The following is a 26706-nucleotide window of genomic DNA, read 5'->3' as shown; positions in this document are numbered from 1 at the left end:
GGTGAACGCATCGCTACGAGCGGGTTCATCTGATCAGTTGGGGTCAGAGCACGTCGCTGCGCGAGTGGTCTGACCCGCAAGGTCTCAGTTTTGTCTGACCCGCAAAGTTATAAGTTTCTCACTACTTCCATGGCCTGCTCGACGCGTTCGACGGCGTGGATCGTCAGACCCTCGAAGTCTTTCGCCTTGAGGTTCTTGGGCAGGTTGGCCTTGGGCACCACGGCCACGCTGAAGCCCAGTTTGGCAGCTTCCTTGAGGCGTTCCTGACCGCGCGGCGCGGGACGCACCTCACCGGCCAGGCCCACCTCGCCAAAGGCAAAAAAACCTTTCGGCAGCGGCTTGCCGCGCAGGCTCGAGGTGATGGCCAGCAGCACCGCCAGGTCGGCCGCCGGCTCGGAAATGCGCACGCCGCCGACCGCGTTGACAAACACGTCCTGGTCCATGCAGGCCACGCCGGCATGGCGGTGCAGCACCGCCAGCAGCATGGCCAGCCGGTCCTTGTCAAGACCCACGCTCAGGCGCCGGGGAGACGGTCCGCCGTTGTCCACCAGCGCCTGGATTTCCACCAGCATCGGGCGCGTGCCTTCGAGCGTGACCATGACACAACTGCCCGGCACCGGCTCGGCGTGCTGGCTCAAAAAGATGGCGCTCGGGTTGCTGACCCCCTTGAGGCCTTTTTCGGTCATGGCAAAGACACCAATTTCGTTGACCGCGCCAAAACGGTTCTTGATGGCGCGCACCAGCCTGAAACTGCTGTGGGTGTCGCCCTCAAAGTACAGCACGGTATCGACCATGTGCTCCAGCACGCGCGGACCGGCCAACGCGCCCTCTTTGGTAACGTGGCCCACCAGCACGATGCAGACGCCACTCGCCTTGGCGGCACGCGTTAGGTGGGCAGCACATTCACGCACCTGAGCCACCGAGCCCGGCGCCGAGGTCAGCTGATCAGAATAGACCGTCTGGATCGAGTCGATGACGGCAATGTCGGGCTGGGTGGAGGCCAGCGTGGCCAGGATTTTCTCCAGCCCGATTTCCGCCAGCACCCTGACCTGCGAGCCGTCCAGGCCCAGCCGGCGCGCGCGCAGCGCCACCTGGGCGCCGCTTTCCTCGCCGGTCACGTACAACGTGCTTTGGCCGCTGCGTTGCAGCGAATCCAGCGCCTGCAGCAGCAGGGTTGACTTGCCAATGCCGGGGTCGCCGCCAATGAGCACCACACCGCCCTCGACCATGCCGCCGCCCAGCACCCGGTCCAGCTCTTCGTGCCCGGTGGGCGTGCGCGCCATGTCCACCGCGTCGATGTCGCCCAGCACGGCAATTTCGGCCGTTTTGGCCAGGGAAGCAAAGCGGTTCTTGACCGGAGAGGCGCTCTCGGGGACCGATTCGATCAGCGTGTTCCAGGCGTTGCAGCTCGGGCATTTGCCCTGCCATTTGGGGCTGGTGCCGCCGCAATCGGAGCAAACGTAGTGGGTTTTTTCTTTGGCCATGGGGGGATGTTAGCCCTACCACTGCACCAGCTGCACTTCTCCGCTCTCGGACGCCATCACCGCCCGCGAATTTTTCAACGGGCTCACACTGGGCCGCAGGTCGTGCGCAAACGCAATGCGCAGCAACTCACGTCCGTCATCGAGCGCCAGCACATGCAGCACCTGGTTCATGTCCAGGCAATACAACTTGCCCTCAAACGTCACCAGTTCGGCCATCATGGGACCCCAGTTGGCAGCATGCTTGCCGTAACGGGTGGTCTGATGGCGCCAGCGCACCTTGCCCGTGGCCACGTCAATGGCGTAGATCCAGCCCGTGGGTGACCACAGGTAAGCCGTTTCACCGGCCACATGGTGCGAGTTGATGAAGTTGCCGGCCTTGAATTTCCACAGGATCTTGCCGCTATCGACGGCAATGCCATACAACAACTCGGTGTAAGTGCCCGCCACCAGCACCTTGCCGCTGACGTACATCTGGCGCATGTATTGCCATTCCCTGCTGTCGTCGAGCTGCCACTTAAGCGCGCCATCAGCTTTGTTCAAGGCGTACAGCAGGCCGTTGCCCGGACCGAAAAAAACTGTATCACCGGCCACGGTGGGCGCATAACTGGCCAGCGTGTCCGGCGTGCCGGCAAAGCGCCAGTCAATGGCGCCAGTGTGGTTGTCGAGGGCCAGCAACTCGTGCCCGTCACCGACATAGGTGCGCTCCGGCGTGACGAAGGGCGTGCCCACCTGGATGTTGGCCTGGTGCAGCCAGCGGCGCCGGCCCTCCTTAAATTGCCAGGCGCCCAACTCATGTTGGCCGCCGGCAATGACCAACTGGCCTGCCACGCGCGGCCGGTAGACAGCGTCGCTGCTGAGTTGGTGCGACACATTCCACACCGGACTCGCATTCTCGGGGTCGATACGCCCCAAGGTCATGTCGCCACCGAACAGGATCTGCCCGTTCACCAAAGCCAGAGGCACCAGCGTGCTGTTGCCACTGGTCCAACGCCTGAGCACCCGGGGGCTTTGGGTTGCGGCAGTAACAACACCAGTGGGCCAGAGCCCACCGGCTGTGAGGGCCGCCAAAAAGTGGCGGCGGTTCAGACTTCCCAACGCCATCAATCGCACTTGGCTCCTTGCTTGATCCAGGCAGCAAGAATGGTGGTGTTCGGATGGTCGCGCGCCTCGGACGGTGCGATGCCGGGGGGCATGCGGTCTTCCGACAGGTGTTGCCAGACAAAACTCGCAGCAGGGTCGCCGGGGACGATGACCTTGGTGGCCTTGTCCACACCCTTGGCCACCGAGTCGGCACCCAGCATGATGCCGGCGTAGCTGTTCAGGTTCAACTCATGAAAGCTCGGGGGTTCCTGGTTGGACATGTGGCATGCGGTGCAGGCAGGTGTGTTGGGGCCGAAGGCGTTGGCTTTTTTAAACAGGGGCTGGACTTTTTTCTTGAAGTGATCGTCGTTCTTGGCGCCATCGGCAATCCATTGTTTCACCAGCATGTGGTTCGGTGTGAAGGTGGAATTCTCGAACCCCTGGCCCAGGGGCATCCGGTTGTTGCGCAGGCGGCGTATGAGGATGTCGCGCTTGGGGTCGGTACCGGGCGTGAACAGCACGTGTTTCGGTGCCTCGGTGGATCCTTCGATCATGCCCTTGCAGGTGGACAGGTCCAGCCCGCGGTAGCTCTTGCCGGGGTCATTGGAGTTGTGGCACACCGTGCAGGCCACACCCGGGCCAAAGGCGTTGGGCGTGTTCATCAGGGTGTTGATGTACTTGTAGGTGATGGGAATGCTGCGCTTGATGATCAGCTCCTGCACCACATGGTCATCGGCCCCCGCCTCGCTGATCTTGCCTTCTTTCATGTCGTGAATGAACTGCTCGGCGATGGTGCGCTTGCCGGACGGTTTGTCGTCAGCCTGGCTGAGGCCTGCGAAGGCCAGGCCGAGGCCAACAACACAAGTCGCCTTGGCAAGCCGGGAAAGCCAATGTTTGACGGGAAGATGGAACTGCATTTGAATCTCCTTGTGATGCGTACATGCGAATATTAAGAGTCTTAATTTAAATTAATACTAGGGGTTTTCGCTAACAAAAGTTACAAAACGTCACAATTCTGCGGGTCGATGATAGAAAACTAACGCGCTTGCGCGTCATCAACGGATCAAGCCATGGCCTCATGGGGCGTGCCCACCTTGTGCTTTGGCGCGACCTATCGCAAGGCGCTGGCCTTGTCCTTGTGATAACTTGAGGACCTCCATGACAAATCTGGACAAAGGCTTGAACCCAGCCGCCAACACACAAAGGTCCGATGAGGTCGTCGGACTCAGCACAGTGCAAGCCAGCCAAACGCTCCAGGACGATGGCCCCAACGAGCTGCCTGATGGTCAAAAGCGGGGCCTGCTGGCCATTGCGCGCGACACGTTGTCGGACCCGATGTTCGCGCTGCTGCTGGCCGCCGGCGTGCTCTACCTGGTACTGGGTGATTTACAGGAAGGCCTGGTGCTATTCGGTCTGGTGCTGGTGGTGCTGGCCCTCACCTTGTACCAGGAAGGCAAGACCGAGCGCGCCATCGAATCCCTGCGTGACCTCACCAGCCCGCGCGCCCTGGTGCTGCGTGACGGTGCCGCACTGCGCATTGCCGGGCGCGAGGTGGTGCGCGGCGATGTGCTGATGCTCGCCGAAGGCGACCGTATTGCGGCCGACGCGGTGTTGATCCAGGGCTCGGAAATGCAGGTGGATGAGTCTTTGCTCACCGGCGAACCGCTGCCGGTCGACAAGCTGGCTACCGAGCCCGAACCGGCCGGCGCCGCCGCTTCCCCCGCCAACACCTTGTATTCCGGCACCCTGCTGGTGCGCGGGCACGGCTTGGCACGCGTGATGGCCACGGGAAAGCACAGCGAAATTGGCCGCATTGGTCAGGCACTGAGCGGCTTGGGCCTTGAGAGTTCGCCATTGAAACAACAAATGGCGCGCCTGGTCAAGCTGCTGGCGCTGGTGGCCTTGTTTGCCAGCCTGTTTTTGTTGGCCGCCTATGGCCTGATGCGGGGCGACTGGCTGGCTGCCTTGCTGGCCGCCATTGCGCTGGCCATGGCCTTGCTGCCGCAGGAATTCACGGTGGTGCTGACCGTGATCCCTGCCCTGGGTGCCTGGCGCCTGTCCCGGCAAAACGTGCTGACCCGGCGCATTGCCGCCATTGAAACCCTGGGCGCCACCAGCGTGCTGTGCGCCGACAAAACCGGCACTCTGACGGAAAACCGCATGACGGTGGCGGAACTCTTTGTGCCCGAATCCCCCGGGTCGGCTGGCAGCCTGAGTATCGACTACGCCACCACGAGCGACTTGCCCGAGTGCTTTCACACCCTGGTGGAATATTCCATTCTGGCCAGTGTCACCGACCCCTTTGATCCGATGGAAAAAGCCTTTCATCGCCTGGGGCAACACTTCCTGCAAGACACCGAACACCTGCACCGCGACTGGACCTTGATGCAAACCTACGGGCTGACGCCCGAGCTGCGTGCCATGTCGCATGTCTGGCGCGCCCGGGTCGGTGATGCCCATGTGGTGGCGGCCAAGGGGGCACCGGAAGCCATTGTGGATTTGTGCCATCTGGACAGCGCCGACCAGGCGGGTGTGGCTGCCGCCGTCGAGGCCATGGCCGCCAAAGGGCTGCGCGTGCTGGCGGTGGCAGGCGGACGCTTCGACGGTGAGGACTGGCCCGCCATCGAACACGACTTTGATTTTGAGTTCATCGGCCTGCTGGGCCTGGCCGACCCGCTGCGCGCCGGGATCCCGCAGGCCGTCACGGAGGCCCACAACGCCGGCATCCGGGTGGTGATGATCACCGGCGACTATCCTGCCACGGCGCTGGCCATTGCCGCGCAAGCCGGGCTCCAGCCCGGCCCACACGGGCTGCTGACCGGCGACGAGCTGACGCACTTGAGCGACACCGAGCTACAGCAGCGCATGGGCAGCGTGCAAATCTGCGCCCGCATCGCCCCGACGCAAAAATTGCGCATTGTGCAGGCACTGAAAGCGGCGGGCGGGGTGGTCGCCATGACCGGGGACGGCGTCAACGACGCGCCGGCCCTGAAAGCCGCGCATGTCGGCGTGGCCATGGGCGGGCGCGGCACCGACGTGGCGCGCGAAGCGGCCTCCATCGTGCTGCTCGACGACAACTTTGCCTCGATCGTCGGTGCGGTGCGCCTGGGGCGGCGTATTTTTGACAACCTGCGCAAGTCCATGAGCTACATCCTGGCGGTGCACGTGCCGATTGCCGGCATGGCGCTGCTACCGGTGCTGCTGGGCTGGCCCACCGTGCTGTTCCCGCTGCACATCGCATTTTTGGAACTGGTGATCGACCCGGCCTGCTCGATGGTGTTCGAGAACGAACCGGCCGAATCCGACGTGATGCAGCGCCCGCCGCGCGACGTCACGCAGCCTTTGTTTGGCGGCATGGCGCTGGGGCTGGCGCTGTTGCAGGGCCTGGGCGCGCTGGCCGTGGTGATGCTGGCCACCGCCTGGGGCGCAGGCCAATTGACCGAGGGCGGCATGCGCGCCCTGGCTTTTGCCGTGCTGGTGTTCACCAACCTGGCGCTGATTTTTTCCAACCGCAGCCGCGCCGGCTCGCTGTGGGCCAGCCTGTGGGTGCCCAACCGCACGCTGTGGATGGTGGTCACCGCCGCCCTGGGCTTGCTGGGATTGGTGCTTTATGTGCCGTGGCTGGCAAGTTTGTTTTTGTTCGATGCCCTGCCTGTGTCTTGGCTGGCTGGCGCAGCAGGTCTGGGCTTGGCCAGCGTGCTTTGGTTTGAATTGCTCAAGATCATCAAATGCAAAATGGTGCCATAATGGAACCAATATCCATTTTGGAGCCACTATGCCAAACCTCTCGATCAAAGACGTCCCCGAAGCCTGGGCCCAGGCCCTGCGCGAGCGCGCCGCGCGCAACCACCGCTCGCTGCAAGGCGAGCTCATGGCGCTGATCCAGCGTGTGGTGGCGCCGGAGGCAAGCAGCCTTGATGCCAGCGCCGTCCGGACGACGGACAACAGCGATCAGGCCACACAGCCGGGCGCACCAGCCCGCTTTGGTACGGTCGTGGGATTCGACCGATTGGGTCACCCGATCGTTCGGCGCGGCTGGAAAACGGTGGAACAAGTGGCAGCAGAATTGAAAGCCAAGTACCCCAATGGCCCGGTGCCAGGTCAGGGATCAAGTATCGACATGATTCGTGAAGACAGGGACAGCCGATGAGCACCCCCTCAACGGCGTCATCGGTCATCCCGACTTTGTTCCTGGCCGAACCGCCTGCTCTGTATTTGGTGCGTCCACCTTTGGTTGTCGATTGCAGTGCGCTGGCCGGCATTGTGTTTCAGGAATCATGGCAACAACAAGCCCAACAAAGCATCACAGGGCACACGCTGCATGCGCCCAACTTGCTTCCGTTTGAGATCACCAGCGTCGCAGTCAAAAAATTACGTCGAGGCGAGGCTCACGCTGCTGACGGCTTGGCACAATTTTTGGACATGACCATTGAATTGCATGAAATAGATGTGCAGACAGTCTGCGCACTGGCCCTGCAATACCAGCTCAGCGCCTATGACGCGTCCTACCTCTGGCTGGCCGCCGAACTCACTTGCCCGCTGGCCACTTTTGACCAAAAACTGGCTACGGCAGCGCAAGCGCACTTGAGCAGCTTGCCCTGAAATCTAATCAGTTGGGGTCAGAGCACGTCGCTGCGCGAGTGGTCTGACCCACAAGCCGCTCCAATTAGTTGGGGTCAGAGCACGTCGCTGCGCGAGTGGTCTGACCCGCAATGTATATCAATCCATTTGCACCGGCACCCGCTGCGCCAGTGCGCACATCAACTCATAACCCAGCGTGCCGGCGGCCTGCGCCACTTCGTCGATGCCGAGCACCGCGCCATTGGCCGCGCGCCCCCACAGCGTCACCTCGCTGCCCATGCCGGCCTCGGGCACCGGCGTCAGGTCCACCGTGACCATGTCCATGCTGACACGCCCGACCAGTCGGCTGCGCACGCCGGCCACCAGCACCGGTGTGCCAGTGGGGCACACGCGCGGGTAGCCATCGGCATAACCACAGGCCACCACGCCCAGGCGCATCGGTGCCTCGGCCACAAACTTCGAGCCATAACCCACGCTGGCACCCGCTGCAATGTCCTGCACCGCGATGATCTTGGCCGCCAGCGTCATGGCCGGCAGCAAACCCCAGTCACCGGCCAGGTGCTCGGGGTGGTCAGGCGAACTGCCATACAGGCTGATACCGGGGCGAATCCAGTCCGAGGCCAGCACCGCATCGGCATGGCGCAGGCTGGCGGCACTGTTGCTCAACGAGCGTTCGCCCGGCAGGTCACGCGTGACCTCGGCAAAACAGGCCATTTGCGCGGCAATGCCCTGGCCGCCATCGGCATCGCTGAAGTGCGTCATGAGCGAGATCTCATCCACCTGCGGCAAGGCATTCAGGCGCGCCCAGGCACTGCGGTAACGCGCCGGGGTAAAACCCAGCCGATTCATGCCCGAGTTCATTTTCAAGAACACGCGGTGCCCGACGTGCGTCTTGCAGGCCGCCAGCATGTCGATCTGTTCGTCGCAATGCACCGTGTGCCATAAATCCAGGCGCGAACACAGTTCGAGGTCGCGCGCTTCGAACACCCCTTCCAGCAACAAAATGGGGCCACGCCAGCCCAGGTCGCGCACCCGCTGGGCTTCCGCCAGGTCGAGCAAGGCAAAGCCATCGGCACTGCGCAAGCCTTCAAACACGCGCTCGATGCCATGGCCATAGGCGTTGGCCTTGACCACCGCCCAGACCTTGGCGTCAGGGGCAGCCTGGCGGTTGCGCGCCAAGTTGTGCTGCAGCGCAGCGGTGTGGATGGTGGCAAGGATCGGGCGGGGCATAAAAGCTCTGGAGAAATTGCGTTAGGGCGATTTTGACACTGCAGCGGCGTGCTATAACCCGGTAACGTTTGGAGACATGTCACCCCTTAAAGCGCCGCCGCACGCGGTTGCAAAAAAACCATCGATGAAACGCGGCTTCTTCACCATCATGTCAGCGCAGTTCTTCAGCTCGCTGGCCGACAACGCCTTGTTTGTAGCCGCCGTGCAATTGCTGCGCACCAGCCACGCGCCGCAATGGCAACAGGCGGCCCTGGTGCCCATGTTTGCCCTGTTTTACGTGGTGTTGGCACCTTTTGTCGGCGCTTTTGCCGATTCCATGCCCAAGGGCCGGGTCATGCTGGTGAGCAACTTCATCAAGATCGCGGGTTGTCTTTTCATGCTGTTTGGCACCCACCCGCTGCTGGCCTATGCCATCGTCGGCCTTGGTGCCGCGGCCTATTCACCTGCCAAATACGGCATCCTGACCGAACTCCTGCCCGCCTCGCAACTGGTCAAGGCCAATGGCTGGATCGAGGGCCTGACGATCGGCTCGATCATTCTGGGGGTCTTGCTGGGGGGCCAGTTGGTCGGGCGCCACGTGTCACAGCATTTGCTCGCCATTGACATCCCTGGCATCAACACCGGCATCAACAACCCGGCCGAGGCGGCCATTTCGGTGCTGATTTTTGTCTATCTGCTGGCGGCCTGGTTCAACACCCACATCCCGCTCACGGGTGTGCTGATGCGCCCGATGCCCAAACGCATGCTGACCCTGCTGCCCGATTTCTGGACCTGCAACACCCGCTTGTGGCGCGACAAGCTGGGGCAAATCTCGCTGGCGGCCACCACGCTGATCTGGGGGGTGGCGGGCAACTTGCGCTTCATCGTGCTGGCCTGGGCCGCCGCCGCGCTGGATTATTCGGTGACCCAGGCGTCGGCCTTGCAAGGCGTGGTGGCCATTGGCATGGCGGTGGGTGCGGTCATGGCGTCGATGCGCATGAAGCTTGAAGACGGTCCACGCGTGATCACCCTGGGCATTGTCATGGGCCTGTTGATCATCGGCCTGATTTTCATCACCAATGTCTGGGTGGCTGCGCCGTTCCTGATTTTGCTGGGCGCCCTGGGCGGCTTTTTGGTGGTACCCATGAACGCGCTGCTGCAACACCGCGGCCACAACCTGATGGGCGCCGGGCGCTCGATTGCCGTGCAGAACTTCAACGAACAGGCCTGCATTCTGGTACTGGGCGCGCTTTACAGCCTGTCCACCGGGCTGGGCTTGCCGACTTTTGCGGCCATCACCGGCTTTGGCCTGGTGATTGCCGGCTTCATGTGGCTCATTCGACGCTGGCATGCCAGCAACCTGACGCACCACCACGAAGAAATCGACCGCTTGCTGGCCATCGCCAGAAACGACAAGGCCCATGGTTGATTCTGATCACAAGGGGACGCCATGACGACTGTCTATGACTTTGAAGCGCTGGCCATTGATGGCAAGCCAGTGGCTCTGAAAACCTTTCAGGGCAAGGTGCTACTGATCGTCAACACCGCCAGTGCCTGCGGCTTCACACCGCAGTTTGCCGGGCTGGAGCAACTGCATGAAAGCCATGGCCAACAAGGCCTGGTGGTGCTGGGTTTCCCCTGCAACCAGTTTGGCGCGCAAGACGCGGGCAGCAACCCCGAGATTGCCGGCTTTTGCCAGCGCAACTACGGTGTCACGTTCCCGATGATGGCCAAGATCGAGGTCAACGGCGCGGGTGCCCACCCGCTTTACCTGTGGCTGGCGGGGGAAGCGCCCGGCCTGCTGGGCAGCAAATCGATCAAGTGGAACTTCACCAAGTTTTTGGTCGGCAAGGATGGCCGGGTACTGAAACGCTACGCCCCTACCGACACCCCCGCAAGCCTGGCCAAGGACATTCAAGCCGCGCTGGCGGCCTGAAGCGCGTTCTTAACGCGCCACCGCGCGCAGCCGTTGCGCCGCGTCGCGCAAGCCATTGGCGGTTTCATCCCAGCCCAGACAGGCATCGGTGATCGACACGCCGTAGCGCAGGTCCTTGGGGTCGGCCAGCTTCTGGTTGCCCTCAAACAGGTTGGATTCCAGCATCACACCCTTGATGGCGCGGCAGCCGTCCACCATCTGCCCCACCACGTCTTTCAGCACCAGGCTTTGCAGCGCATGGTTTTTGCGCGAGTTGCCGTGGCTGCAGTCGACCACGATATTCACCGGCAATTTAGCCCTGGTCAGTTCGGCCTCGGCTTGCGCCACTGACACCGAGTCGTAGTTGGGCACGCTGCCGCCGCGCAGAATCAAATGGCCATGGGCATTGCCGCGGGTCTGTGTCAGGGCCACCTGGCCTTCACCGTTGATGCCCAAAAAGGTGTGCGGCTGGGCGGCTGACAGCATGGCGTTGAGCGCCACGTCCAGGTTACCGTCGGTGCCGTTCTTGAAACCCACCGGGCTCGACAGGCCGCTGGCCATTTCGCGATGGGTCTGGCTCTCGGTGGTGCGCGCGCCAATGGCACTCCAGGCAATCAGGTCGCCCAGGTACTGCGGCGTGATCGGGTCCAGCGCCTCGGTGCCGCAGGGCAAGCCCATGTCGTTCAAGTCCACCAGCAACTGACGCGCCAGATGCAAGCCCTCTTCGATGTGGAACGAGTCGTCCATGCGCGGGTCGTTGATCAGACCTTTCCAGCCCACGGTGGTGCGCGGCTTTTCAAAATAAACCCGCATCACGATGAACAGTTGGTCTTTCAGTTCATCGGCCAGCGCCTTCAAGCGTTGAGCGTAGTCCCGTGCCGCCACCAGGTCGTGAATCGAACACGGCCCCACCACCACCAGCAGGCGCGGGTCACGCCCCTGCAGGATGTTGGCCACAGCGGTGCGGGCCGCGCTGACGGTCTGGGTGGCGCGCTCACTGGCGGGCACGGCGTCGTGCAAGGCACTCGGCGGCAGCAGGGTTTGCTGCGACAGCACGTTCAGGTTTTCAAGCGGGGTGGGGAAGGTCATGGGAGTTTTGAATAGAGCGGAAATAGCCTTGATTTTATGAGTGGGTTCTAATAAGGCCAGTTCTCACACCCCCAACATGCCTGACAGTCGACCTTTTCCCCATGTTCTTGTGATCGGCGCCGGTATCGTGGGCGCGGCCACCGCGTTTTACCTGAGCCGCGCCGGCGCCAAAGTCACCGTGCTCGATGCTAAAGCGCCGTCAGCGGGTGCCACCGGTGCCTCGGATGGCGCGGTGTCGGTGGCCAGCAAGCGTCCCGGCGTGATGATGCAACTGGCACGCCAGGCGCGCGACCTGTATGCCCAACTGGTGCAGGATGAAATTCTGACCGACCTGTTCCACACCCGCCCCACCTACCTGTTTGCCCGCAACGACCTTGAAGTGGCGGTGATTGCCGCGCAGCAGCGCGACCTCGACCACCAGGGCGAGGCCACGCTGTGGCTTGACCGCACCATGCTGATGCGGCGGGTGCCAGGCCTGGGCGCCAGCGTGCTGGCCGGGCTCAAGGTGCCCCGGGACGGCCATGCCATTGGCTACGAAGTGACGCACCGCTTGCTGGCGTGTGCCAATGTGGTGCCGCTGCGGCACACCCCGGTGCTCGAGCTGGTGCTGTCAGGTCAGCGCGTGATCGGCGTGGAAACCCCTGGCGGGCGCCTGCTGGCTGATGTGGTGGTGCTGGCCGCGGGCATTGATTCGATGCATTTTTTGGGACTGGACAAGGTGATGATTCCGCGCAAGGGTCAGCTGATCGTGACCGACCGCGCTGCCTTTGGCTACGCGGCGCTGCCCGGGCCGCTGATGTCGGCCAGTTACCTGGCCTCCAAACACACGCCCACGGCTCAGCAAAGCTCGGTCAGCCTGGTGATCGACCCGCTGCGCACCGGCCAGTTCCTGATAGGCAGCAGCCGCGAGACCGGCGTGCTGGACCGCCAGACCGACATCCGCACGGTGACGACCATTTTGCGCGAGGCCATTGACGTCTACCCGCCGCTGGCGCGCCAACGGGTCATTCGCACCTTCGCCGGCATCCGCGCCACCACCGAAGACGGCCTGCCCATCGTTGGCCGGCACCCCGAACTGGACGGTCTGATCCTGGCCACCGCCATGCAGGGCGACGGTATTTGCCTGGGGCCGCTGGTGGGTGCCGCCGTGGCGCGCTGGGCGCTGGGGCAGGACAGCGCCCAGGACCTGGCCGCCTTGACACCCGCACGTTTCCTGAAACCTTGCGGGTCAGACCACTCGCACAGCGACGTGCTCTGACCCCAACACTTTAAGGCTTGTCGTGAAAGCGCGCTAAAAAAGCCTGGGTGGCGGCCTGCTGCGGGTGATCGATCACATCCCTGGCCGGGCCGCTTTCCACCACCACACCGTCGCGCATGAACACCAGCACGTCGGCCACTTCACGCGCAAAGGCAATTTCGTGGGTGACGATGACCATGGTCATGCCGTCCTTGGCCAGCGACTGGATCACCGCCAGCACCTCGCCCACCAGCTCGGGGTCGAGCGCCGACGTGGCTTCGTCAAACAGCATCACCTGCGGCTGCATGGCCAGCGCGCGGGCAATGGCCACGCGCTGTTTTTGGCCGCCCGAGAGCTGTTGCGGATGGGCATCGGCCTTGTCGGACAAACCCACTTTGTCGAGCAATTGCAGCGCCTGTTCGCGCGCTTCTGTCTTGGGCGTGCGCAGCACCGTGACCATGCCCTCCATCACGTTCTGCAAGGCAGTCATGTGCGGGAACAGGTTGAAATGCTGAAACACCATGCCGGTGTTGGCCCGAAAACGCGCCAGCACGCGGTCGCTCGGCAGCTTGGTGGCGGCGCCCTGAAAGCTGAACGCGTGGGTGCCGACCCGGATGCTGCCGGCATCGGGCAGGGTCAGCAGGTTGATGCAGCGCAGCAGCGTGGATTTGCCCGAGCCCGACGGCCCCACCAGGGCCACCACCTGGCCCTTGGCGACCTGCATCGACACGTCGCGCAGCACCACGTTGTCGCCAAACTGCTTGCGCAGCCCCTGTATTTCAATCATGACTTGGTTTCCAAAAAAATCAGGTGTCGGCGCGCCGCTCCAGCCGCTTGATCAGGCTGGTGGCAGGCACCAGCACGGCCAGGTACATCAAGGCAATCAGCGTGTAGGTTTCCAGTGGTCGGTAGGTTTCGTGGACCACGGCCTGCGCCTGGTAGACCAGGTCCGGCAGGGCCACGATGGACACCAGCGAGGTGTTTTTGAGCTGCATGATCGACTGGTTCAGCAGCGGCGGCGTCATGCGCCGCAGCGCTTGCGGCAACACCACGCGGTGCATGATCTGAAAGCGCGTCATGCCCAGGGCGCGTGCCGCCTCGGTCTGACCGACCTCGATCGAGATGATGCCGCCGCGGATGATCTCGGAGTAAAACGCACCGCCGTACAGCGACAGCGCCAAGATCGCTGCCATGGCCGGCGACATTTCAATGCCCAGAAGCACCGGCAGGGCGTAGTAAAACCAGATGATCTGCACCAGCACCGGCGTCGATCGGAACAGCTCCACGTAGCCCTTCATGGGCCAGCGCACCACGCCGAAGCGCGACAACTGCCCCATGCCGGCGATCAGGCCAAACAGCAACCCCAACCCAATGCACATCGCGGTATAGCCCAGCGTGTAGAGCAGGCCGGTGGCAAACAGGCTGCGGTATTCCCACAAAAATTCAAAGTTCCACTGGTACACAGATTCTCCTGACCATCAAAGATGCGAATCAGAACTTGACGATCACCGGAATCTCTGCGGGCTTGATGCCCATGAGTTTGTCGAGGTTGGACAGCACGATCGGGTTTACCTGGTCGGCGGCACGCAGTTCGGTGATCCATTTGTCCACGTAGGTCTGCCAGGTCTTGTCGGTCTCTTTGCGCAGGCCGGCATTGGTGGTCGTGCCCTTGAGTGGCTCGGGCACGATCAGGTGACCGATGTTGGGATTTTTCTTCAGGATGCCAACCGACACCGTGACCACCAGCGGCTGCACGTCGGCGCGCCCGGTTTGCACCGCCATGGTGGCGTCGTTGGATTTCTCGAAGCGCAAGATTTTCGCCTTGTCGTACATGGCCGTCACCAGGTTGTCATAGGACGAACCGACATCGACCGCAATCGTCACCTCGGGCTTGTTCAGGTCATCCCAGGTCTTGGCCTGGAAGCCTTTCTTGGCGATCAGCGTGAAGGCGTTCTGGTACAGCGGCACGGTGAAGTCGATCACCTCGCGGCGTTGCGGCGTCGGGTTCAGGCCAAAAAAGATGTCCAGCTTGTTGGTCTGCAGGTCGAGCACCGAGTTGCCCCAGGTGGTCTCGGTGACCACCAGCTTGACGTTGAGCTTGGCCGCCAAATCTTTGGCCAGGTCCACCATGATGCCGCTCCACTCGCCGGTCGCCAGGTTTTTCTGGTAATTCGGCGGGGCACCGGCAACCGCACCCACGCGCAGGGTCTTGGTGCTGTTGATGCGGTCCCAGGTGCTTTGCTCCGCAGCGGGGGCCTGTGCCAGCGCAGCACCGGCAAGGCAGCTGGCCGCCAGCGCGGCGATACCCATGGTGAAATGGCGTCGTGGGTTCAGTGTCATTGTCTTCTCCTGGTAAAGGCAAAACTGCCGGTTGCAAAAAAATGGATCGCGCGGTCATCAAGGGGTCGTCGACGCGTCATCGGCATAGGCCGCCAGCGCCGCCACCGACACGGGTCGCAACGGCCAGCGCGGCACGCTGCCGTGCAGGTCCAGGGGTTCAAACGACACCCCCGCCTGGGCGGCCAGCGCTTGTGCGTTGCGCGCACAAAAACGGCCTTGGCAGGGACCCATGGCATATCGGCCGACCACCCGAATTTCATGCGCCGAGGCCGCACCCTGCAGTGCCGAAGCGCTGGCAGCGCGCAAGCCCTCACAGCGACAGAGCACGGTCTCGGGCGTGATGGCGGGGTGGGGTGCCTGGTACAGCGTGCGCAAGGCCGACTGCAGGCGCCGGGCCGACTGCAACGGGGCATCAAAGCCGGCCTGTGGGCAAGGGTGCCCGAGGATTTTCCCGACCTCCAGCGCGGCCCGCCGACCATCGTGAATCGCTGCATCGGCGCCCAGCACTTCACGGCAATCGCCGGCCCAGACCACCGGCAAGCCCGCCACCGCTTGACGCGGCAAGCCAGTCTGGTTGGGCTCCAGGCCGTCGTGCAGGGCCAGATGAGCGACCTCGTACACCAGGGTCCGGCCACGCCGGTCGACCACGGCCACGCGCAGGCCCTGCGGCACCGCTTCAATCGCCGTCACCGTGCAACCCGTGCGGTAGGGCACGCCAAAGCGCAGCAACTGACTGGCATAGCCCAGCGCCTCGACCAGCTGTGGCCCACTGCGCAAACCAGCCAGGGCCGCAGCCGGTTGCAGCAGCGCCATGCCAAACGGCGTGCCGCGTTCCAGCAGCGCCAAGGGCGGATTGCCGGCCGCGGCCAACTGCGCGGCCAAAGCCAGGGGCAGCGGCCCGCTGCCCGCCACCAGGATCCGGCCTTGCGGTGCTTCGCCGGTTTCCTTGAGCTGCACCTGCATGCCGCCCACCGTGCTCACGCCTGGCAGCTCCCAGCCTGGCACCGGCAACACCCGCTCGACGCCGCCCACGGCCATCACCACGGCCTTGGGGCGCACAGGGCGCACGCACCCCGCCACCCGGTCATCGAGCAGATAACGACCCTCGCCCTCGACACCCAGAAAAACCGATTGCAGTTGCAGCGTCAGCAGTTCGCCCGCTTGGTTGACCTGCTCCAGCAAGGCTTGCCAACAGCGCTGATGGTGCGCGTTGCGCTGGATGGCGCTGGGGCCTGCACCGACGTAAGCGCGGTGGATGGCACCACCCAGGCGATCGCGCTGCTCAACCAGCATGACACGCAAACCCATGCCGGTCAGCGCCACCGCGGCAGCCACGCCGGCCGGCCCGCCGCCCACCACGAGCACGTCAGGCTGTGACACGGTGCACCTCACTCACGGGCAACGCGGCCAGGGTCAGCTGCACGCCGGCGCGCGCCGGTGTCAGGCAGGCTTCGGCCGGCGCCGCGCCGTTGACCGACACCAGGCAGGCCTGACAGGCGCCGATGCCGCAAAAGTAACGGCCGCGCAATTGCCCCATGGCCGGCCCCAGGTCATCCAGAACCGAACGGCGCAAGGCGGCGGCAAAGGTTTCCCCGGGTCGGAAAAGCACCGGATGCCCCTGCCAGAAAAACGTGTCGTCGATCATGTTCTCTGAAATTACATTTGGACAAATTAGGTGAGCTATTAAACCTCAAAATTGGTCGACCCCGGATTGCGCTGCGCTTCATCCGAGCAACGAGTGCGCTGCGCTGCTGAATCTGACTAAACTGCGCACAGTCTGTCTTCCAGTTACGCCCAGGCCAGCTTCATTTTCAGGAACTCAAGCACCATGAACCCCCATATCTCCCTGATCGGCGCACCCACCGACATTGGCGCCGGTAGCCGCGGCGCCAGCATGGGGCCCGAAGCCTTGCGCGTGGCCAACATCGTCCAGGTGCTGGAAAGCCAAGGCCTGCAGGTGCAAGACCGCGGCAATCTGAGCGGGCCAAGCAACCCGTGGCTGCCACCGGTGGACGGCTACCGCCACCTGGCGGAGGTGGTCGCCTGGAACCAGACCGTGCATGACGCGGTGTATGCCGAACTGCAGCAAAACCGGCTGCCGATCGTGTTGGGTGGCGACCATTGCCTGGGCCTGGGCTCGATCAGCGCGGTGGCGCGCCATTGCCGCGACAGCGGCAAAAAACTGCGCGTGTTGTGGCTCGATGCCCATGCCGACTTCAACACCAGCGCGCTCACGCCCAGCGGCAACCTCCACGGCATGCCGGTGGCGTGTTTGTGCGGTTATGGGCCGCCCGAGCTGACCGGCATTGGCGGCCAGGTGCCGGCCATCAACCCCAAATGGGTGCGCCAGATCGGTATTCGCAGTGTCGATGCGGGCGAGAAACGCCTGGTGCATGAGGCTGGGCTGGAGGTGTTTGACATGCGCTTCATCGACGAGATGGGCATGCGCGCCGCCATGGAGCTGGCGCTGGCGCTGGTCGATGCCAACACCCATCTGCACGTGAGCTTTGACGTCGACTTTCTCGACCCCGACATTGCGCCCGGCGTGGGCACCACGGTGCGCGGCGGCCCGACCTACCGCGAGGCGCAACTGTGCATGGAGATGATCGCCGACACCGGCCGCCTGGCCTCGCTCGACGTGATGGAACTCAACCCGGCCTTTGACGTGCGCAACCGCACCGCCGAGGTGGCGGTGGATTTGATCGAGTCGCTGTTTGGCAAGAGCACACTGATGCGCAAGGCGGGTTAATCGTCACAAAGCCTTGCGGTCTTGGTGTTTAATTGCCACTTTGAGTGCCTGCTCCAACTTTTTTGACAGCCATGGATGAACTTGACCAAAGCCTGATCGGTCTGCTGCGCCAGAACGCGCGCATGAACGTGGCCGACCTCGCCCACAAGCTCAAGGTCTCGCGCGGCACGGTCACCAACCGCATCCGCAAGCTCGAAGATGCGCAGGTCATTCTGGGCTACACGGTCAAGATGCGGCCCGAATCCGGGCGCAGCAGCATCCGCGCCTGGATGGAGGTGCTGGTGGAAGGCAACCAGACCCGGCTGGTGATTGCCAGTTTGCTGGGCGAACCCGGCGTCGCGGCCTTGCACGACACCAATGGCCGCTGGGACCTGCTGGCCGAGCTGGAGGCCACCTCAATGGCCGAGCTGTCGCAAATTCTGGAGCGCATCCGGCTGATCAAGGGCATCCGCAGCACCGAGACCAACATCCACCTGGCGACCTACCGTTAGTAGCCATGAACACCCCCCAAGCTGCGCTGACCGATGCTGTCAAACAGCAGGGGGACTGCGCTGACTTCTCAAGGCGCCTGGTGCAGCGCATGGCTTGGCTGGTGCTGACCGCGCTCCTGACCGCGACCGGCGCGCTCGCCGCCGACCCGCCAAAGCGCACCGTGCGGGTCGGTGTCTATGAAAACGCACCCAAGTTGTTTTTGGGCGACCGTGGCCAGCCCAGTGGCATTCTGGGCGACGTGCTGATGGCCGTGGCCGAGCGGGAACGCTGGCAAGTGGTGGCCGTGCCCTGTGAATGGCAGGCCTGCCTGAACGCACTGGGCCGGGGCGAGATCGACCTGATGCCCGACGTGGCCTACAACGAGCAACGTGCACAGCTCTTTGATTTTCACGACGTGCCGGCGCTGCTGAGCTGGTCGCAGCTGTACACCCGCAAGAGTGAGCCGATCCGGACCATCACCGACTTGCAGGGCAAGCGCATCGCCATCATTGACGGCTCGGTGCAAGCGCCTTTTTTGGAAAACTTGCTGAATGGCTTTGCCATTTCTCCCACTTGGGTCCATGCCGATTCATTTGAGCAGGGTTTCGGGCAAGTGCGCCAGGGCAACGCCGACGTCGTTGCGGCCAGTCGTTTTTTTGGCGACCTGCAGGCGTCCCGGTTTGATCTGGAACCGACTGCCGTGGTGTTCCTGCCCGCGCAGCTGTATTACGCCACCACCAAAGGCCAAAATGGTGTGCTGCTGGCCGCCATTGACCGTCATTTGAAGCCATGGCAGGCGCAGTCCGACTCGCCTTATGCGCAGGCCTTGAAGCGCTGGCTGCAGGCGGCGCCCGAATTTGTCATACCGCGCACCTTGTGGTGGCTGCTCGCGGGTTTGGTGGCTGCGCTGGTGCTGGCGCTCGCCCTGAGCACCTGGCTGCGCCGCCAGGTGGCGCAAAAAACCGCCCACGTCCGTGCCGGCGAAGAGCGGCTCAACACCATCCTCAACAGCGTGGACGCCTTCATCTACATCAAGGACCTCGAACTGCGCTACCAGTATGTCAACAGCCGGGTGGCGCACCTGTTTGGGCGCAGCGCCGAACAGGTGGTCGGGCAAACCGACAGCGCTTTCTTTGACGAGCTCACGGTGGCCAGGTTGCGCGCCAATGACCTGCGCGTGATTGAGCACGGTGAGCGGGTCGAAGAGGAAGAAGTCAACCGCAGTGTCGATGGCCGGGTCACGCAGAGCTTTTTATCGGTCAAGCTGCCCTTGCGCGACAGTGCCGGCCACGTGTACGCGCTGTGCGGTATTTCAACCGACATGACCCGGCGCAAACAGGCCGAAGAAGCCATCCACCAATTGGCGTTTTATGACCCCCTGACCGGCCTGCCCAACCGGCGCCTGCTGCAGGACCGGGTGCAGCAGTTGCTCACTTCACTGCCGCGCGCGCCCCAGCATGCCGCCCTGATGTTCCTCGACGTCGACAACTTCAAGGACATCAACGACACCCTCGGTCATGATGTGGGTGACGAGCTGCTGCACCAGATCGCCGAGCGCATGCGCGAATGCGTGCGCACCCAGGACACGCTGGCGCGCCAGGGCGGTGACGAATTTGTGGTGATGCTGGTGAACCTGAGCATCGAGCCGGGCGAGGCCGCGCGGCAAGCGCAGCAGGTGGCCCGGAAACTGCTGGACCGACTCAGCCAAAAATACCAGTTGCGCGGCCAAACCTGCCGCACCAGTGTCAGCATTGGCGTGGCACTGATTGACAACCCCGCCGAGACGCGCGAAGAACTGTTCAAACAGGCCGACATGGCCATGTACCAGGCCAAGGTAGCGGGGCGCAACACGCTGCGGTTTTTCAACCCCGACATGCAAGCCCAGGTGGTGGCACGCACCACGCTGGAGGCCGACCTGCGCTGGGCGCTGGCCCATGACGAATTTGTGTTGTATTACCAGCCACAGGTGAACGACCAGGGCCAGACGCTGGGTTTCGAAGCGCTGCTGCGCTGGCAACACCCAATGCGCGGCCTGATTCTGCCGGGTGAATTCATTGCAGTAGCCGAGTCTTCCGGACTGATCGTGGCGCTGGGCGACTGGGTCTTGCGCAGTACCTGTCTTCAATTGCAGGCGTTTTCGCAGCAGGCCGCGCAGCACCACTGGACCATTGCGGTCAATGTCAGCGCGGCACAATTTCGCCAACCCAGTTTTGTCGCCCGGGTACAAACCATGCTGCTGCAAACCGGCGCCAACGCGGCGCGGCTGGAACTGGAACTCACCGAGAGTCAACTGGTCGAGGATGTGCCCGACGTGATGGCCAAGATGGATGCGCTGCGTGATCTCGGCGTGCGCCTGTCGCTGGACGACTTTGGCACCGGCTACTCGTCACTGGCGATTCTCAGGCGCCTGCCACTGCACCAGCTCAAGGTCGACCAGGCCTTTGTGCGCGACATGCTGGAGCACCCGCAGAATGTCAGCATCATCCGCGCCATCGTCTCGCTCGGCGACAGCCTGGGGCTGGCGGTGATCGCCGAAGGCGTGGAAAGCGCGGCGCAGCGCGATGCCTTGCTGACACTGGGCTGTCGCTACTTTCAGGGCTACCTGTTTGGCAAGCCAACGCCGGCGCCCGAGGCCGCAAGCTCAAGCGCGGACAGCGCTCAGACCGGATAGTGGCGCGCGCCAAAAATGGCGGAGCCCACGCGCACCAGGGTGCTGCCCGAGGCAACGGCCGCCTCCAGATCGGCGCTCATGCCCATCGACAAGGTGTCGAGCTGGAGGCCCTGTGCCTTCAAGGCGTCGAACAGGGTTGCGGCCCTTTTGAAGACCTGGCACGCGGCCTCAAAGTCGGGCGCTGGTTCCGGAATACACATCACGCCGCGCAGGCGCAAACGCGGCAAGCCGGCCACGGCCTGCGCCAGCGCCAACGCGTCTTCGGGCGCCACGCCCGACTTGGTCGGCCCGCCATCCACATTGACCTGAATGCACACCTGCAATGGCGGCAACTCTGCGGGGCGCTGCTCGCTCAGGCGCTGGGCAATCTTGAGCCGGTCCACCGTGTGCACCCAGTCAAAGTGCTCGGCCACGAGACGGGTCTTGTTGCTCTGGATGGGGCCGATACAGTGCCACACCAGCGGCAGGTGGCGCAGCGCGGTGATTTTCCCGACCGCTTCCTGGATGTAGTTTTCGCCAAAAGCGGTCTGACCAGCCTCAAAGGCCGCCTGCACCGCGTCGGCCCCAAAGGTCTTGGAAACGGCCAGCAAAGCCACCGCTTCAGTGGGCCGGCCAGAAGCCCGGCAAGCCGCTTGGATCCGCTCACGCACCGCGCTGAGTTGTGTTGAAATCTTGGTCATAATTACCAAGCGTAACAAACAAAAGGGAACCTCTGTGGACATCACCCAATTGCTGGCCTTCAGCGTCAAGAACAAGGCGTCCGATTTGCATTTGTCGGCGGGGCTGCCCCCGATGATCCGGGTCCACGGCGATGTGCGGCGCATCAACGTGGAGCCCCTGGACCACAAGCAGGTGCATGCCATGGTGTACGACATCATGAACGACGCCCAGCGCAAACGCTATGAGGAGTTCCTGGAGATCGACTTTTCGTTTGAGATCGAAGGCCTGGCGCGTTTTCGGGTCAACGCCTTCAACCAGAACCGGGGCGCGGGCGCGGTGTTCCGGACCATTCCCAGCAAAATCCTGACGCTGGAGCAACTCAACTGCCCGAAAATTTTTGCCGAGCTGGCACTCAAGCCGCGCGGCATGGTGCTGGTGACCGGCCCCACGGGCTCGGGCAAGTCCACCACCCTGGCGGCCATGGTGAACTACCTCAATGAAAACGAGTTCGGCCACATCCTCACGGTAGAAGATCCGATTGAATTTGTTCACGAATCCAAGAAATGCCTGATCAACCAGCGCGAGGTCGGCCCGCACACACAAAGCTTTGCCGCCGCCCTCAAGTCGGCGCTACGCGAAGACCCGGACGCCATCCTGGTGGGTGAAATGCGCGACCTGGAAACCATCCGTCTGGCCATGACCGCGGCCGAAACCGGCCACCTGGTGTTTGGCACCCTGCACACCTCGAGTGCCGCCAAGACCATCGACCGGATCATCGACGTGTTCCCGGCGGCCGAGAAGGAAATGATCCGCGCCATGCTCAGCGAGTCGCTGCAGGCGGTGATCTCGCAAACCCTGTGCAAGACCAAGGACGGCCAGGGCCGGGTGGCGGCACACGAAATCATGCTGGGCACACCCGCCATCCGCAACCTCATCCGTGAGGCCAAGGTGGCGCAGATGTACTCGTCCATCCAGACTGGCAACCAAATGGGCATGCAGACCCTGGACCAGAACCTCGCGGACCTGGTCAAGCGCAACATCATCAGTGCGGCCGAGGCCAGGAGCAAGGCCAAGATTCCCGACAACTTTCCCGGCTGAACCCCGCCAACCCACAGGACACCGCCATGGAACGCGACCAAGCCGGCAAATTCGTCAACGACCTGCTCAAGCTGCTGGTCAGCCGTGGGGGCAGCGACCTGTTCGTGACCGCCGACTTCCCGCCCGCGGTCAAGGTGGACGGCAAGATCGTGCGGGTCAGCCCGCAGCCGCTCAACGCGGCCCACACCCTCACGCTGGCCCGCGCCGTCATGAACGACAAGCAGGCCGCCGAGTTCGAGCTGAACAAGGAGTGCAACTTCGCCATCTCGCCACCGGGCATCGGGCGGTTTCGGGTCAACGCCTTCATTCAGCAGGGCAAGGTTGGCATGGTGATGCGGGTGATTCCGTCCACGCTGCCCACCATCGATGGCCTGGGCCTGCCGCCTGTGCTCAAAGACGTGACCATGACCAAGCGCGGCCTGTGCATCATCGTCGGGGCCACGGGGTCGGGCAAAAGCACCACCCTGGCGGCCATGATCGACTGGCGCAACGAAAACTCGCAGGGCCACATCATCACCGTGGAAGACCCGGTGGAGTTTGTGCACCCGCACAAGAACTGCGTGGTCACCCAGCGCGAGGTCGGGCTGGACACCAACAGCTGGGAAGCAGCTCTCAAAAACACCCTGCGCCAGGCGCCCGACGTGATTCTGATGGGCGAAATCCGCGACCGCGAAACCATGGAACACGCCGTGGCCTTTGCCGAGACCGGCCACCTGTGCATGGCCACCCTGCACGCCAACAGCGCCAACCAGGCACTGGACCGCATCATCAACTTCTTCCCGGAGGAGCGGCGCCAGCAACTGCTGATGGACCTGTCGCTCAACCTCAAGGCCATGGTCTCACAGCGGCTGGTGCCCAAGCAGGACCTCAAGGGCCGACATGCCGCAGTGGAAATCATGCTCAACAGCCCGCTGATTGCCGACCTGATCTTCAAGGGCGAGGTCTCCGAGATCAAGGAGATCATGAAGAAAAGCCGCAACATGGGCATGCAAACTTTTGACCAGGCGCTGTTCGACGCCTACGAGCACGGCATCATCAGCTACGAAGATGCGCTGCGCAACGCCGACTCGGTCAACGACCTGCGCCTGTCCATCAAGCTGCAGTCGCAGCGGGCCAAATCGCAAGACATCTCGGCCGGTACCGAACACCTGTCTATTATTTGAAGAAAAAAGCCACTCCGCGCTTATCCATCAACAATAGTTAGCTCTACTTTTACAGGATACTTCATGAGCACCATTGGTCATAAAACCTACGAATTTTGCCCGCCAAGCCGCGTGGCGTTTCTGGGCCTGGGCGTCATGGGTTACCCCATGGCGGCCCATCTGGTGCGTGCTGGCCACCATGTCACGGTGTACAACCGCACCACCGCCAAGGCCATCGCGTGGTGCGACGACATGGCCCTGCACGAGCGCGCCGTCATGGCCACCACCCCCGAAGAAGCGGCCCAGGGCGCCCAGCTGGTGTTTGCGTGTGTGGGCAATGACGACGACCTGCGCAGCGTCACCTCCGGGCCTGCCGGTGCCTTTGCGGGCATGGAGCCGGGTGCCATTTTTGTGGACCACACAACCGCATCGGCCTCCGTGGCGCGCGAACTGTCGGCGCTGGCCGAATCCAAGGGCCTGTCGTTTGTGGATGCGCCCGTCTCCGGCGGACAGGCCGGTGCCGAGAACGGCGTGCTGACGGTGATGTGTGGCGGCACCCAAGCCGCCTTTGATGCCATGCAGCCGGTGGCACTGGCCTATTCCCGTGCCGTGACCCGCGTCGGTGACTCGGGCGCAGGGCAGCTGGCCAAAATGGTCAACCAGATCTGCATCGCCGGGCTGGTGCAGGGGCTGGCCGAGGGGGTGGCCTTTGGCCAGCATGCCGGGCTGGACATGAACCTGGTGCTCGATGTCATCGGCAAGGGTGCGGCCCAGAGCTGGCAGTTGGACAACCGGGGCAAAACCATGGTGGCCGACCAGTTCAACTTCGGCTTCGCGGTGGACTGGATGCGCAAAGACCTGGGACTGGTGCTGGACGAAGCCCGCAGCAACGGGGCACGCCTGCCAGTGACCGCGCTGGTGGACCAGTTTTATGCCGACGTGCAGCGCATGGGTGGCCACCGCTGGGACACGTCCAGCCTGATCAAACGCCTGCAAAAAACCACCGACAGCAGCGACTGACCAGGCCAGCCGTGGCCTCGCACTGCCTGCCTCGCCCAAACTCGGGCGGGCGGCCAGAGGCCCCGGTCAGTTGACAGGTGCGCTGGGGGATACCGCCTTGGGCGCGGGCGGCGGCTGCAAACGCGCCAGCTCGGCCTCGGAAATCAGCTCGAACAGGCGCACCACCCGCTGCGAGCCCTGAACCGTGCGCGCAATCTGCGTGACCCGGTCCGATTCACGCTGGGTGACCCGGCCCATCAGGTACACCGTGCCCCGCTCCGTCACCACCTTGATGGCGCTGGAGTGCAGGTCTTTGGCATTCACCAGCGAAGCCCTGACGCGGGCAGTCACCAGGGTGTCGGAGGTGCGCTGGGTCAGGGTGGAGTTGCCCAGCACCGCCAATTCGTTGTGCACGGCACTCACGTTGTCCACCCCTGCCACCAACTGCCCGACCTGCAGCTTGTCGGCCTCCGTGGGCACCTCGCCGGTCAGCAGCACTTGGCGGTTGTAGCTGGTCACGTTCACATGGCCACGGGTGCCCAGGGCGTCGCGCAGGCGGTTGGCAGCGCGCAGCTCGATGCCCTGGTCTTCGAGCTGCGCGCCCGAGGTGCGGCGGTCATTGGCCACGATGGCGGTGGTGGCCACCCCGCCCACCAACAAAGGCGCACAGCCGGTGGCACCCACACCCAACACCAGGGCCAGGGCCAGGGCAGCAGGCCGGGGCCCAAGGGTCGTCAGGACATTCATCAGGTGTTCTCCAAGTCAGCGGCATCGCCCAGAAGTTGGGCGTCGATGCCATCACACATGCAATTGAGCACGAGGTGGTGCACCTCGTGCACGCGGGTCAGGCGGGTGTGTGGCACGGCCACGTGCACGTCGGTGTCGCGCAGTACCCGGGCCACCGCGCCAGCCCCCAGACCGGTCAGCGCCACCACAACCATATCGCGCTCGTGGGCGGTGCGCACCAAGGCCTGCCAGCGCTCGGGTTCGGTGGTGTCGCCCACCAGCAACAACAACTCCTCGGCCGCGGCCAGGGCCCCCAACTGGCGCAAGACCGCATCGGGTGCCCCCGCATCCGGTTGCAGCAGCAAGGCGGGCAACGCCGGGCGCTCGCGCTCCAGGCCATTGACCAGGTGGGCCACCAGCAACTGGGCCAGCACGCCGCCCGAACCCAGCCCACACGCCACCACCTTGCCGCCCCCGGTGACCGTCGCCAGCAGCGCACCAATGGCCGCATCGACACTGGCCCCCAGCGCTTCGGCACACTGGTAGGTGAGATCGGCACTGTCAATGAACTGCTGTTGGACACGGTGGACAAGCATGGGGGCCGATGATACGGGCACGCCCCGCACAGCGCCGCCCCAAGGGCGGCTCATGGATGGGTTCAGCTGTAACCGCTGGCATCAAAAGCGGCCTTCAGCCACACCAGCTCTGCTGCCTCACCGGCCCCGCCGTCGCCCTGCAGCGCCACCACATCGAAGCGGCACGGAGGCCACACCGGCAAGCGCGCCAGAAAATGGCGGGCCGCAAAAATCACCCGCCGCTGTTGGGCCCAACCCACACTGGCGGCCGCGCCGCCATGGCCGGTGCCCGCCCGGGCACGCACCTCCACAAACACCAGCGTGCCGTCGGGCTCCCGCATAATCAGGTCCACCTCACCACCGCCCCGCCCCGGCGAGCGGAAGTTGCGGGCCACCAGCACCAGCCCGGCGGCCTGCAGGTGTGCCAGGGCGCCGAGCTCTGCGGCCTCGCCGAGTGCGCGGGTGGTTGGTCGTCTGGCCCCACCCTTTGCCCGCTCAACCCCTTCTTTAGACACCGCCATTGAACTCCCCTGTTGCTTCATTGTTTGAGTTGGCACTGACCGCAGCCCAGGCAGCGGCCAGCCATCAGCATTATCCAGAGCACAGCCTGTATGTGGTGGCCACCCCCATTGGCAACCTGGCCGACATCACGCTGCGCGCCCTGCATGTGCTGCAGCGGG

At 63.6% G+C, this 26706-nt stretch carries 26 protein-coding genes and 1 pseudogene; 13 read left to right on the top strand and 14 right to left on the bottom strand.

Going from position 1 to position 26706, the window contains the following annotated elements:
- Positions 1-107: 107 nt before the first annotated feature.
- From radA to Q7U49_RS15580, 3 genes are all read right to left on the bottom strand, one after another.
- On the bottom strand, positions 108-1484 hold the full coding sequence (gene radA / locus Q7U49_RS15590) for a DNA repair protein RadA (RefSeq protein ID WP_304765793.1): 1377 nt from the start codon (positions 1482-1484) through the stop codon (positions 108-110).
- Positions 1485-1499: 15 nt separating this feature from the next.
- Positions 1500-2483 (bottom strand): PQQ-binding-like beta-propeller repeat protein, encoded by a 984-nt coding sequence (locus Q7U49_RS15585; RefSeq protein WP_304765790.1) that lies wholly within the window; start codon positions 2481-2483, stop codon positions 1500-1502.
- Positions 2484-2584: 101 nt separating this feature from the next.
- Positions 2585-3481: a hypothetical protein gene (locus tag Q7U49_RS15580; protein ID WP_304765787.1), complete on the bottom strand. Its 897-nt coding sequence runs from the start codon at positions 3479-3481 to the stop codon at positions 2585-2587.
- 241 nt (positions 3482-3722) lie between these two features.
- Here Q7U49_RS15580 and Q7U49_RS15575 point away from each other — a divergent pair, with 241 nt between their 5' ends.
- From Q7U49_RS15575 to Q7U49_RS15565, 3 genes are read left to right on the top strand one after another with little or no spacing between them, the layout of a single operon-like run.
- Positions 3723-6311: a cation-translocating P-type ATPase gene (locus tag Q7U49_RS15575; protein WP_304765784.1), complete on the top strand. Its 2589-nt coding sequence runs from the start codon at positions 3723-3725 to the stop codon at positions 6309-6311.
- A 28-nt stretch (positions 6312-6339) separates the two neighbouring features.
- Positions 6340-6714: a hypothetical protein gene (locus Q7U49_RS15570; protein ID WP_304765781.1), complete on the top strand. Its 375-nt coding sequence runs from the start codon at positions 6340-6342 to the stop codon at positions 6712-6714.
- A complete protein-coding gene (locus Q7U49_RS15565; protein WP_304765778.1) occupies positions 6711-7166 on the top strand; it encodes a type II toxin-antitoxin system VapC family toxin in 456 nt (151 codons plus the stop codon). The genes Q7U49_RS15570 and Q7U49_RS15565 overlap by 4 nt, the downstream gene beginning before the upstream one ends.
- Before the next feature lie 117 nt (positions 7167-7283).
- Here the strand turns inward: Q7U49_RS15565 and alr are convergent, their stop codons facing one another.
- The gene (gene alr, locus Q7U49_RS15560) at positions 7284-8375 is read right to left on the bottom strand and encodes an alanine racemase (protein ID WP_304765775.1); all 1092 of its coding nucleotides are present in this window, start codon (positions 8373-8375) and stop codon (positions 7284-7286) included.
- A gap of 124 nt (positions 8376-8499) precedes the next feature.
- Here alr and lplT point away from each other — a divergent pair, with 124 nt between their 5' ends.
- On the top strand, positions 8500-9783 hold the full coding sequence (lplT, locus tag Q7U49_RS15555; protein ID WP_304765773.1) for a lysophospholipid transporter LplT: 1284 nt from the start codon (positions 8500-8502) through the stop codon (positions 9781-9783).
- Between the two features lie 21 nt (positions 9784-9804).
- Entirely contained in the window at positions 9805-10290 is a 486-nt protein-coding gene (locus Q7U49_RS15550) for a glutathione peroxidase (RefSeq protein ID WP_304765770.1), read from the top strand.
- A gap of 9 nt (positions 10291-10299) precedes the next feature.
- On the opposite strand, the gene Q7U49_RS15545 is transcribed toward Q7U49_RS15550, so the two are convergent.
- Positions 10300-11358 (bottom strand): 3-deoxy-7-phosphoheptulonate synthase, encoded by a 1059-nt coding sequence (locus Q7U49_RS15545; RefSeq protein ID WP_304765767.1) that lies wholly within the window; start codon positions 11356-11358, stop codon positions 10300-10302.
- A 76-nt stretch (positions 11359-11434) separates the two neighbouring features.
- On the opposite strand from Q7U49_RS15545, the gene Q7U49_RS15540 reads away from it, so the two are divergent.
- Positions 11435-12616, top strand: coding sequence for an FAD-binding oxidoreductase (locus Q7U49_RS15540; protein WP_304765765.1), 1182 nt, complete (start codon positions 11435-11437; stop codon positions 12614-12616).
- Positions 12617-12626: 10 nt separating this feature from the next.
- Here Q7U49_RS15540 and Q7U49_RS15535 read toward each other — a convergent pair whose 3' ends face one another.
- The 5 genes from Q7U49_RS15535 to Q7U49_RS15515 are packed head-to-tail and all read right to left on the bottom strand — an operon-like array spanning position 12627 to position 16580.
- Entirely contained in the window at positions 12627-13382 is a 756-nt protein-coding gene (locus Q7U49_RS15535) for an amino acid ABC transporter ATP-binding protein (RefSeq protein ID WP_304765763.1), read from the bottom strand.
- Positions 13383-13401: 19 nt separating this feature from the next.
- A complete protein-coding gene (locus Q7U49_RS15530) occupies positions 13402-14058 on the bottom strand; it encodes an amino acid ABC transporter permease (RefSeq protein ID WP_304765760.1) in 657 nt (218 codons plus the stop codon).
- A gap of 28 nt (positions 14059-14086) precedes the next feature.
- The gene (locus tag Q7U49_RS15525) at positions 14087-14935 is read right to left on the bottom strand and encodes a transporter substrate-binding domain-containing protein (protein ID WP_304765758.1); all 849 of its coding nucleotides are present in this window, start codon (positions 14933-14935) and stop codon (positions 14087-14089) included.
- Positions 14936-14992: 57 nt separating this feature from the next.
- A complete protein-coding gene (locus Q7U49_RS15520; RefSeq protein WP_304765755.1) occupies positions 14993-16315 on the bottom strand; it encodes an FAD-dependent oxidoreductase in 1323 nt (440 codons plus the stop codon).
- A complete protein-coding gene (locus Q7U49_RS15515; RefSeq protein ID WP_304765752.1) occupies positions 16302-16580 on the bottom strand; it encodes a 2Fe-2S iron-sulfur cluster-binding protein in 279 nt (92 codons plus the stop codon). Before Q7U49_RS15515 ends, Q7U49_RS15520 begins: the two co-directional genes overlap by 14 nt.
- 183 nt (positions 16581-16763) lie before the next feature.
- Here Q7U49_RS15515 and rocF point away from each other — a divergent pair, with 183 nt between their 5' ends.
- The 3 genes from rocF to Q7U49_RS15500 all read left to right on the top strand — a co-directional run bounded on the left by rocF (position 16764) and on the right by Q7U49_RS15500 (position 20826).
- Positions 16764-17684, top strand: a complete 921-nt coding sequence (gene rocF / locus Q7U49_RS15510; RefSeq protein WP_304765749.1) for an arginase — start codon at positions 16764-16766, stop codon at positions 17682-17684.
- A 71-nt stretch (positions 17685-17755) separates the two neighbouring features.
- Complete coding sequence (locus Q7U49_RS15505; protein ID WP_304765747.1) at positions 17756-18175, top strand: Lrp/AsnC family transcriptional regulator; 420 nt, start codon at positions 17756-17758, stop codon at positions 18173-18175.
- A gap of 5 nt (positions 18176-18180) precedes the next feature.
- A complete protein-coding gene (locus Q7U49_RS15500) occupies positions 18181-20826 on the top strand; it encodes an EAL domain-containing protein (protein ID WP_304765745.1) in 2646 nt (881 codons plus the stop codon).
- Here the strand turns inward: Q7U49_RS15500 and Q7U49_RS15495 are convergent.
- Complete coding sequence (locus tag Q7U49_RS15495) at positions 20814-21506, bottom strand: YggS family pyridoxal phosphate-dependent enzyme (RefSeq protein ID WP_304765742.1); 693 nt, start codon at positions 21504-21506, stop codon at positions 20814-20816. The two genes, Q7U49_RS15500 and Q7U49_RS15495, sit on opposite strands and share 13 nt — an antisense overlap.
- A 34-nt stretch (positions 21507-21540) precedes the next feature.
- Here Q7U49_RS15495 and Q7U49_RS15490 point away from each other — a divergent pair, with 34 nt between their 5' ends.
- The 3 genes from Q7U49_RS15490 to Q7U49_RS15480 all read left to right on the top strand — a co-directional run bounded on the left by Q7U49_RS15490 (position 21541) and on the right by Q7U49_RS15480 (position 24746).
- Entirely contained in the window at positions 21541-22584 is a 1044-nt protein-coding gene (locus Q7U49_RS15490; protein WP_304765739.1) for a type IV pilus twitching motility protein PilT, read from the top strand.
- A gap of 26 nt (positions 22585-22610) precedes the next feature.
- Positions 22611-23747 carry a PilT/PilU family type 4a pilus ATPase gene (locus Q7U49_RS15485; RefSeq protein ID WP_304765737.1) on the top strand — a complete coding sequence of 379 codons (1137 nt, stop codon included), beginning with the start codon at positions 22611-22613 and terminating at the stop codon, positions 23745-23747.
- A 63-nt stretch (positions 23748-23810) separates the two neighbouring features.
- Positions 23811-24746, top strand: a complete 936-nt coding sequence (locus Q7U49_RS15480; RefSeq protein WP_304765734.1) for an NAD(P)-dependent oxidoreductase — start codon at positions 23811-23813, stop codon at positions 24744-24746.
- A 66-nt stretch (positions 24747-24812) separates the two neighbouring features.
- Here Q7U49_RS15480 and Q7U49_RS15475 read toward each other — a convergent pair whose 3' ends face one another.
- From Q7U49_RS15475 to Q7U49_RS15465, 3 genes are all read right to left on the bottom strand, one after another.
- The gene (locus Q7U49_RS15475; protein WP_304765731.1) at positions 24813-25472 is read right to left on the bottom strand and encodes a BON domain-containing protein; all 660 of its coding nucleotides are present in this window, start codon (positions 25470-25472) and stop codon (positions 24813-24815) included.
- Positions 25472-26047 carry an SIS domain-containing protein gene (locus Q7U49_RS15470; protein ID WP_304765729.1) on the bottom strand — a complete coding sequence of 192 codons (576 nt, stop codon included), beginning with the start codon at positions 26045-26047 and terminating at the stop codon, positions 25472-25474. The genes Q7U49_RS15475 and Q7U49_RS15470 overlap by 1 nt, the downstream gene beginning before the upstream one ends.
- Positions 26048-26109: 62 nt before the next feature.
- Positions 26110-26547 carry a YraN family protein gene (locus tag Q7U49_RS15465; RefSeq protein ID WP_304765727.1) on the bottom strand — a complete coding sequence of 146 codons (438 nt, stop codon included), beginning with the start codon at positions 26545-26547 and terminating at the stop codon, positions 26110-26112.
- A gap of 20 nt (positions 26548-26567) precedes the next feature.
- Here Q7U49_RS15465 and Q7U49_RS15460 point away from each other — a divergent pair.
- A pseudogene (locus tag Q7U49_RS15460) lies at positions 26568-26706 on the top strand (16S rRNA (cytidine(1402)-2'-O)-methyltransferase); the annotation flags it as partial.

The sequence above is a fragment of the Rhodoferax sp. genome, assembly GCF_030653815.1.
Classification (GTDB): domain Bacteria; phylum Pseudomonadota; class Gammaproteobacteria; order Burkholderiales; family Burkholderiaceae_C; genus Rhodoferax.
Note: the sequence above shows the minus strand (reverse complement) of the source record. Positions and strands in the feature narration are given on the sequence as shown.

What these genes read in the sequence shown, in the direction of transcription:
- Q7U49_RS15475 (WP_304765731.1), bottom strand. Translation starts at nt 25,472, where the DNA reads ATGAATGTCCTGACGACCCTTGGGCCCCGGCCTGCTGCCCTGGCCCTG.
- Q7U49_RS15495 (WP_304765742.1), bottom strand. Translation starts at nt 21,506, where the DNA reads ATGACCAAGATTTCAACACAACTCAGCGCGGTGCGTGAGCGGATCCAA.
- Q7U49_RS15470 (WP_304765729.1), bottom strand. Translation starts at nt 26,047, where the DNA reads ATGCTTGTCCACCGTGTCCAACAGCAGTTCATTGACAGTGCCGATCTC.
- Q7U49_RS15575 (WP_304765784.1), top strand. Translation starts at nt 3,723, where the DNA reads ATGACAAATCTGGACAAAGGCTTGAACCCAGCCGCCAACACACAAAGG.
- Q7U49_RS15485 (WP_304765737.1), top strand. Translation starts at nt 22,611, where the DNA reads ATGGAACGCGACCAAGCCGGCAAATTCGTCAACGACCTGCTCAAGCTG.
- Q7U49_RS15545 (WP_304765767.1), bottom strand. Translation starts at nt 11,358, where the DNA reads ATGACCTTCCCCACCCCGCTTGAAAACCTGAACGTGCTGTCGCAGCAA.
- Q7U49_RS15565 (WP_304765778.1), top strand. Translation starts at nt 6,711, where the DNA reads ATGAGCACCCCCTCAACGGCGTCATCGGTCATCCCGACTTTGTTCCTG.
- alr (WP_304765775.1), bottom strand. Translation starts at nt 8,375, where the DNA reads ATGCCCCGCCCGATCCTTGCCACCATCCACACCGCTGCGCTGCAGCAC.
- Q7U49_RS15480 (WP_304765734.1), top strand. Translation starts at nt 23,811, where the DNA reads ATGAGCACCATTGGTCATAAAACCTACGAATTTTGCCCGCCAAGCCGC.
- Q7U49_RS15570 (WP_304765781.1), top strand. Translation starts at nt 6,340, where the DNA reads ATGCCAAACCTCTCGATCAAAGACGTCCCCGAAGCCTGGGCCCAGGCC.
- Q7U49_RS15535 (WP_304765763.1), bottom strand. Translation starts at nt 13,382, where the DNA reads ATGATTGAAATACAGGGGCTGCGCAAGCAGTTTGGCGACAACGTGGTG.
- rocF (WP_304765749.1), top strand. Translation starts at nt 16,764, where the DNA reads ATGAACCCCCATATCTCCCTGATCGGCGCACCCACCGACATTGGCGCC.
- Q7U49_RS15465 (WP_304765727.1), bottom strand. Translation starts at nt 26,547, where the DNA reads ATGGCGGTGTCTAAAGAAGGGGTTGAGCGGGCAAAGGGTGGGGCCAGA.
- Q7U49_RS15580 (WP_304765787.1), bottom strand. Translation starts at nt 3,481, where the DNA reads ATGCAGTTCCATCTTCCCGTCAAACATTGGCTTTCCCGGCTTGCCAAG.
- Q7U49_RS15515 (WP_304765752.1), bottom strand. Translation starts at nt 16,580, where the DNA reads ATGATCGACGACACGTTTTTCTGGCAGGGGCATCCGGTGCTTTTCCGA.
- Q7U49_RS15500 (WP_304765745.1), top strand. Translation starts at nt 18,181, where the DNA reads ATGAACACCCCCCAAGCTGCGCTGACCGATGCTGTCAAACAGCAGGGG.
- Q7U49_RS15525 (WP_304765758.1), bottom strand. Translation starts at nt 14,935, where the DNA reads ATGACACTGAACCCACGACGCCATTTCACCATGGGTATCGCCGCGCTG.
- Q7U49_RS15505 (WP_304765747.1), top strand. Translation starts at nt 17,756, where the DNA reads ATGGATGAACTTGACCAAAGCCTGATCGGTCTGCTGCGCCAGAACGCG.
- Q7U49_RS15550 (WP_304765770.1), top strand. Translation starts at nt 9,805, where the DNA reads ATGACGACTGTCTATGACTTTGAAGCGCTGGCCATTGATGGCAAGCCA.
- lplT (WP_304765773.1), top strand. Translation starts at nt 8,500, where the DNA reads ATGAAACGCGGCTTCTTCACCATCATGTCAGCGCAGTTCTTCAGCTCG.
- radA (WP_304765793.1), bottom strand. Translation starts at nt 1,484, where the DNA reads ATGGCCAAAGAAAAAACCCACTACGTTTGCTCCGATTGCGGCGGCACC.
- Q7U49_RS15540 (WP_304765765.1), top strand. Translation starts at nt 11,435, where the DNA reads ATGCCTGACAGTCGACCTTTTCCCCATGTTCTTGTGATCGGCGCCGGT.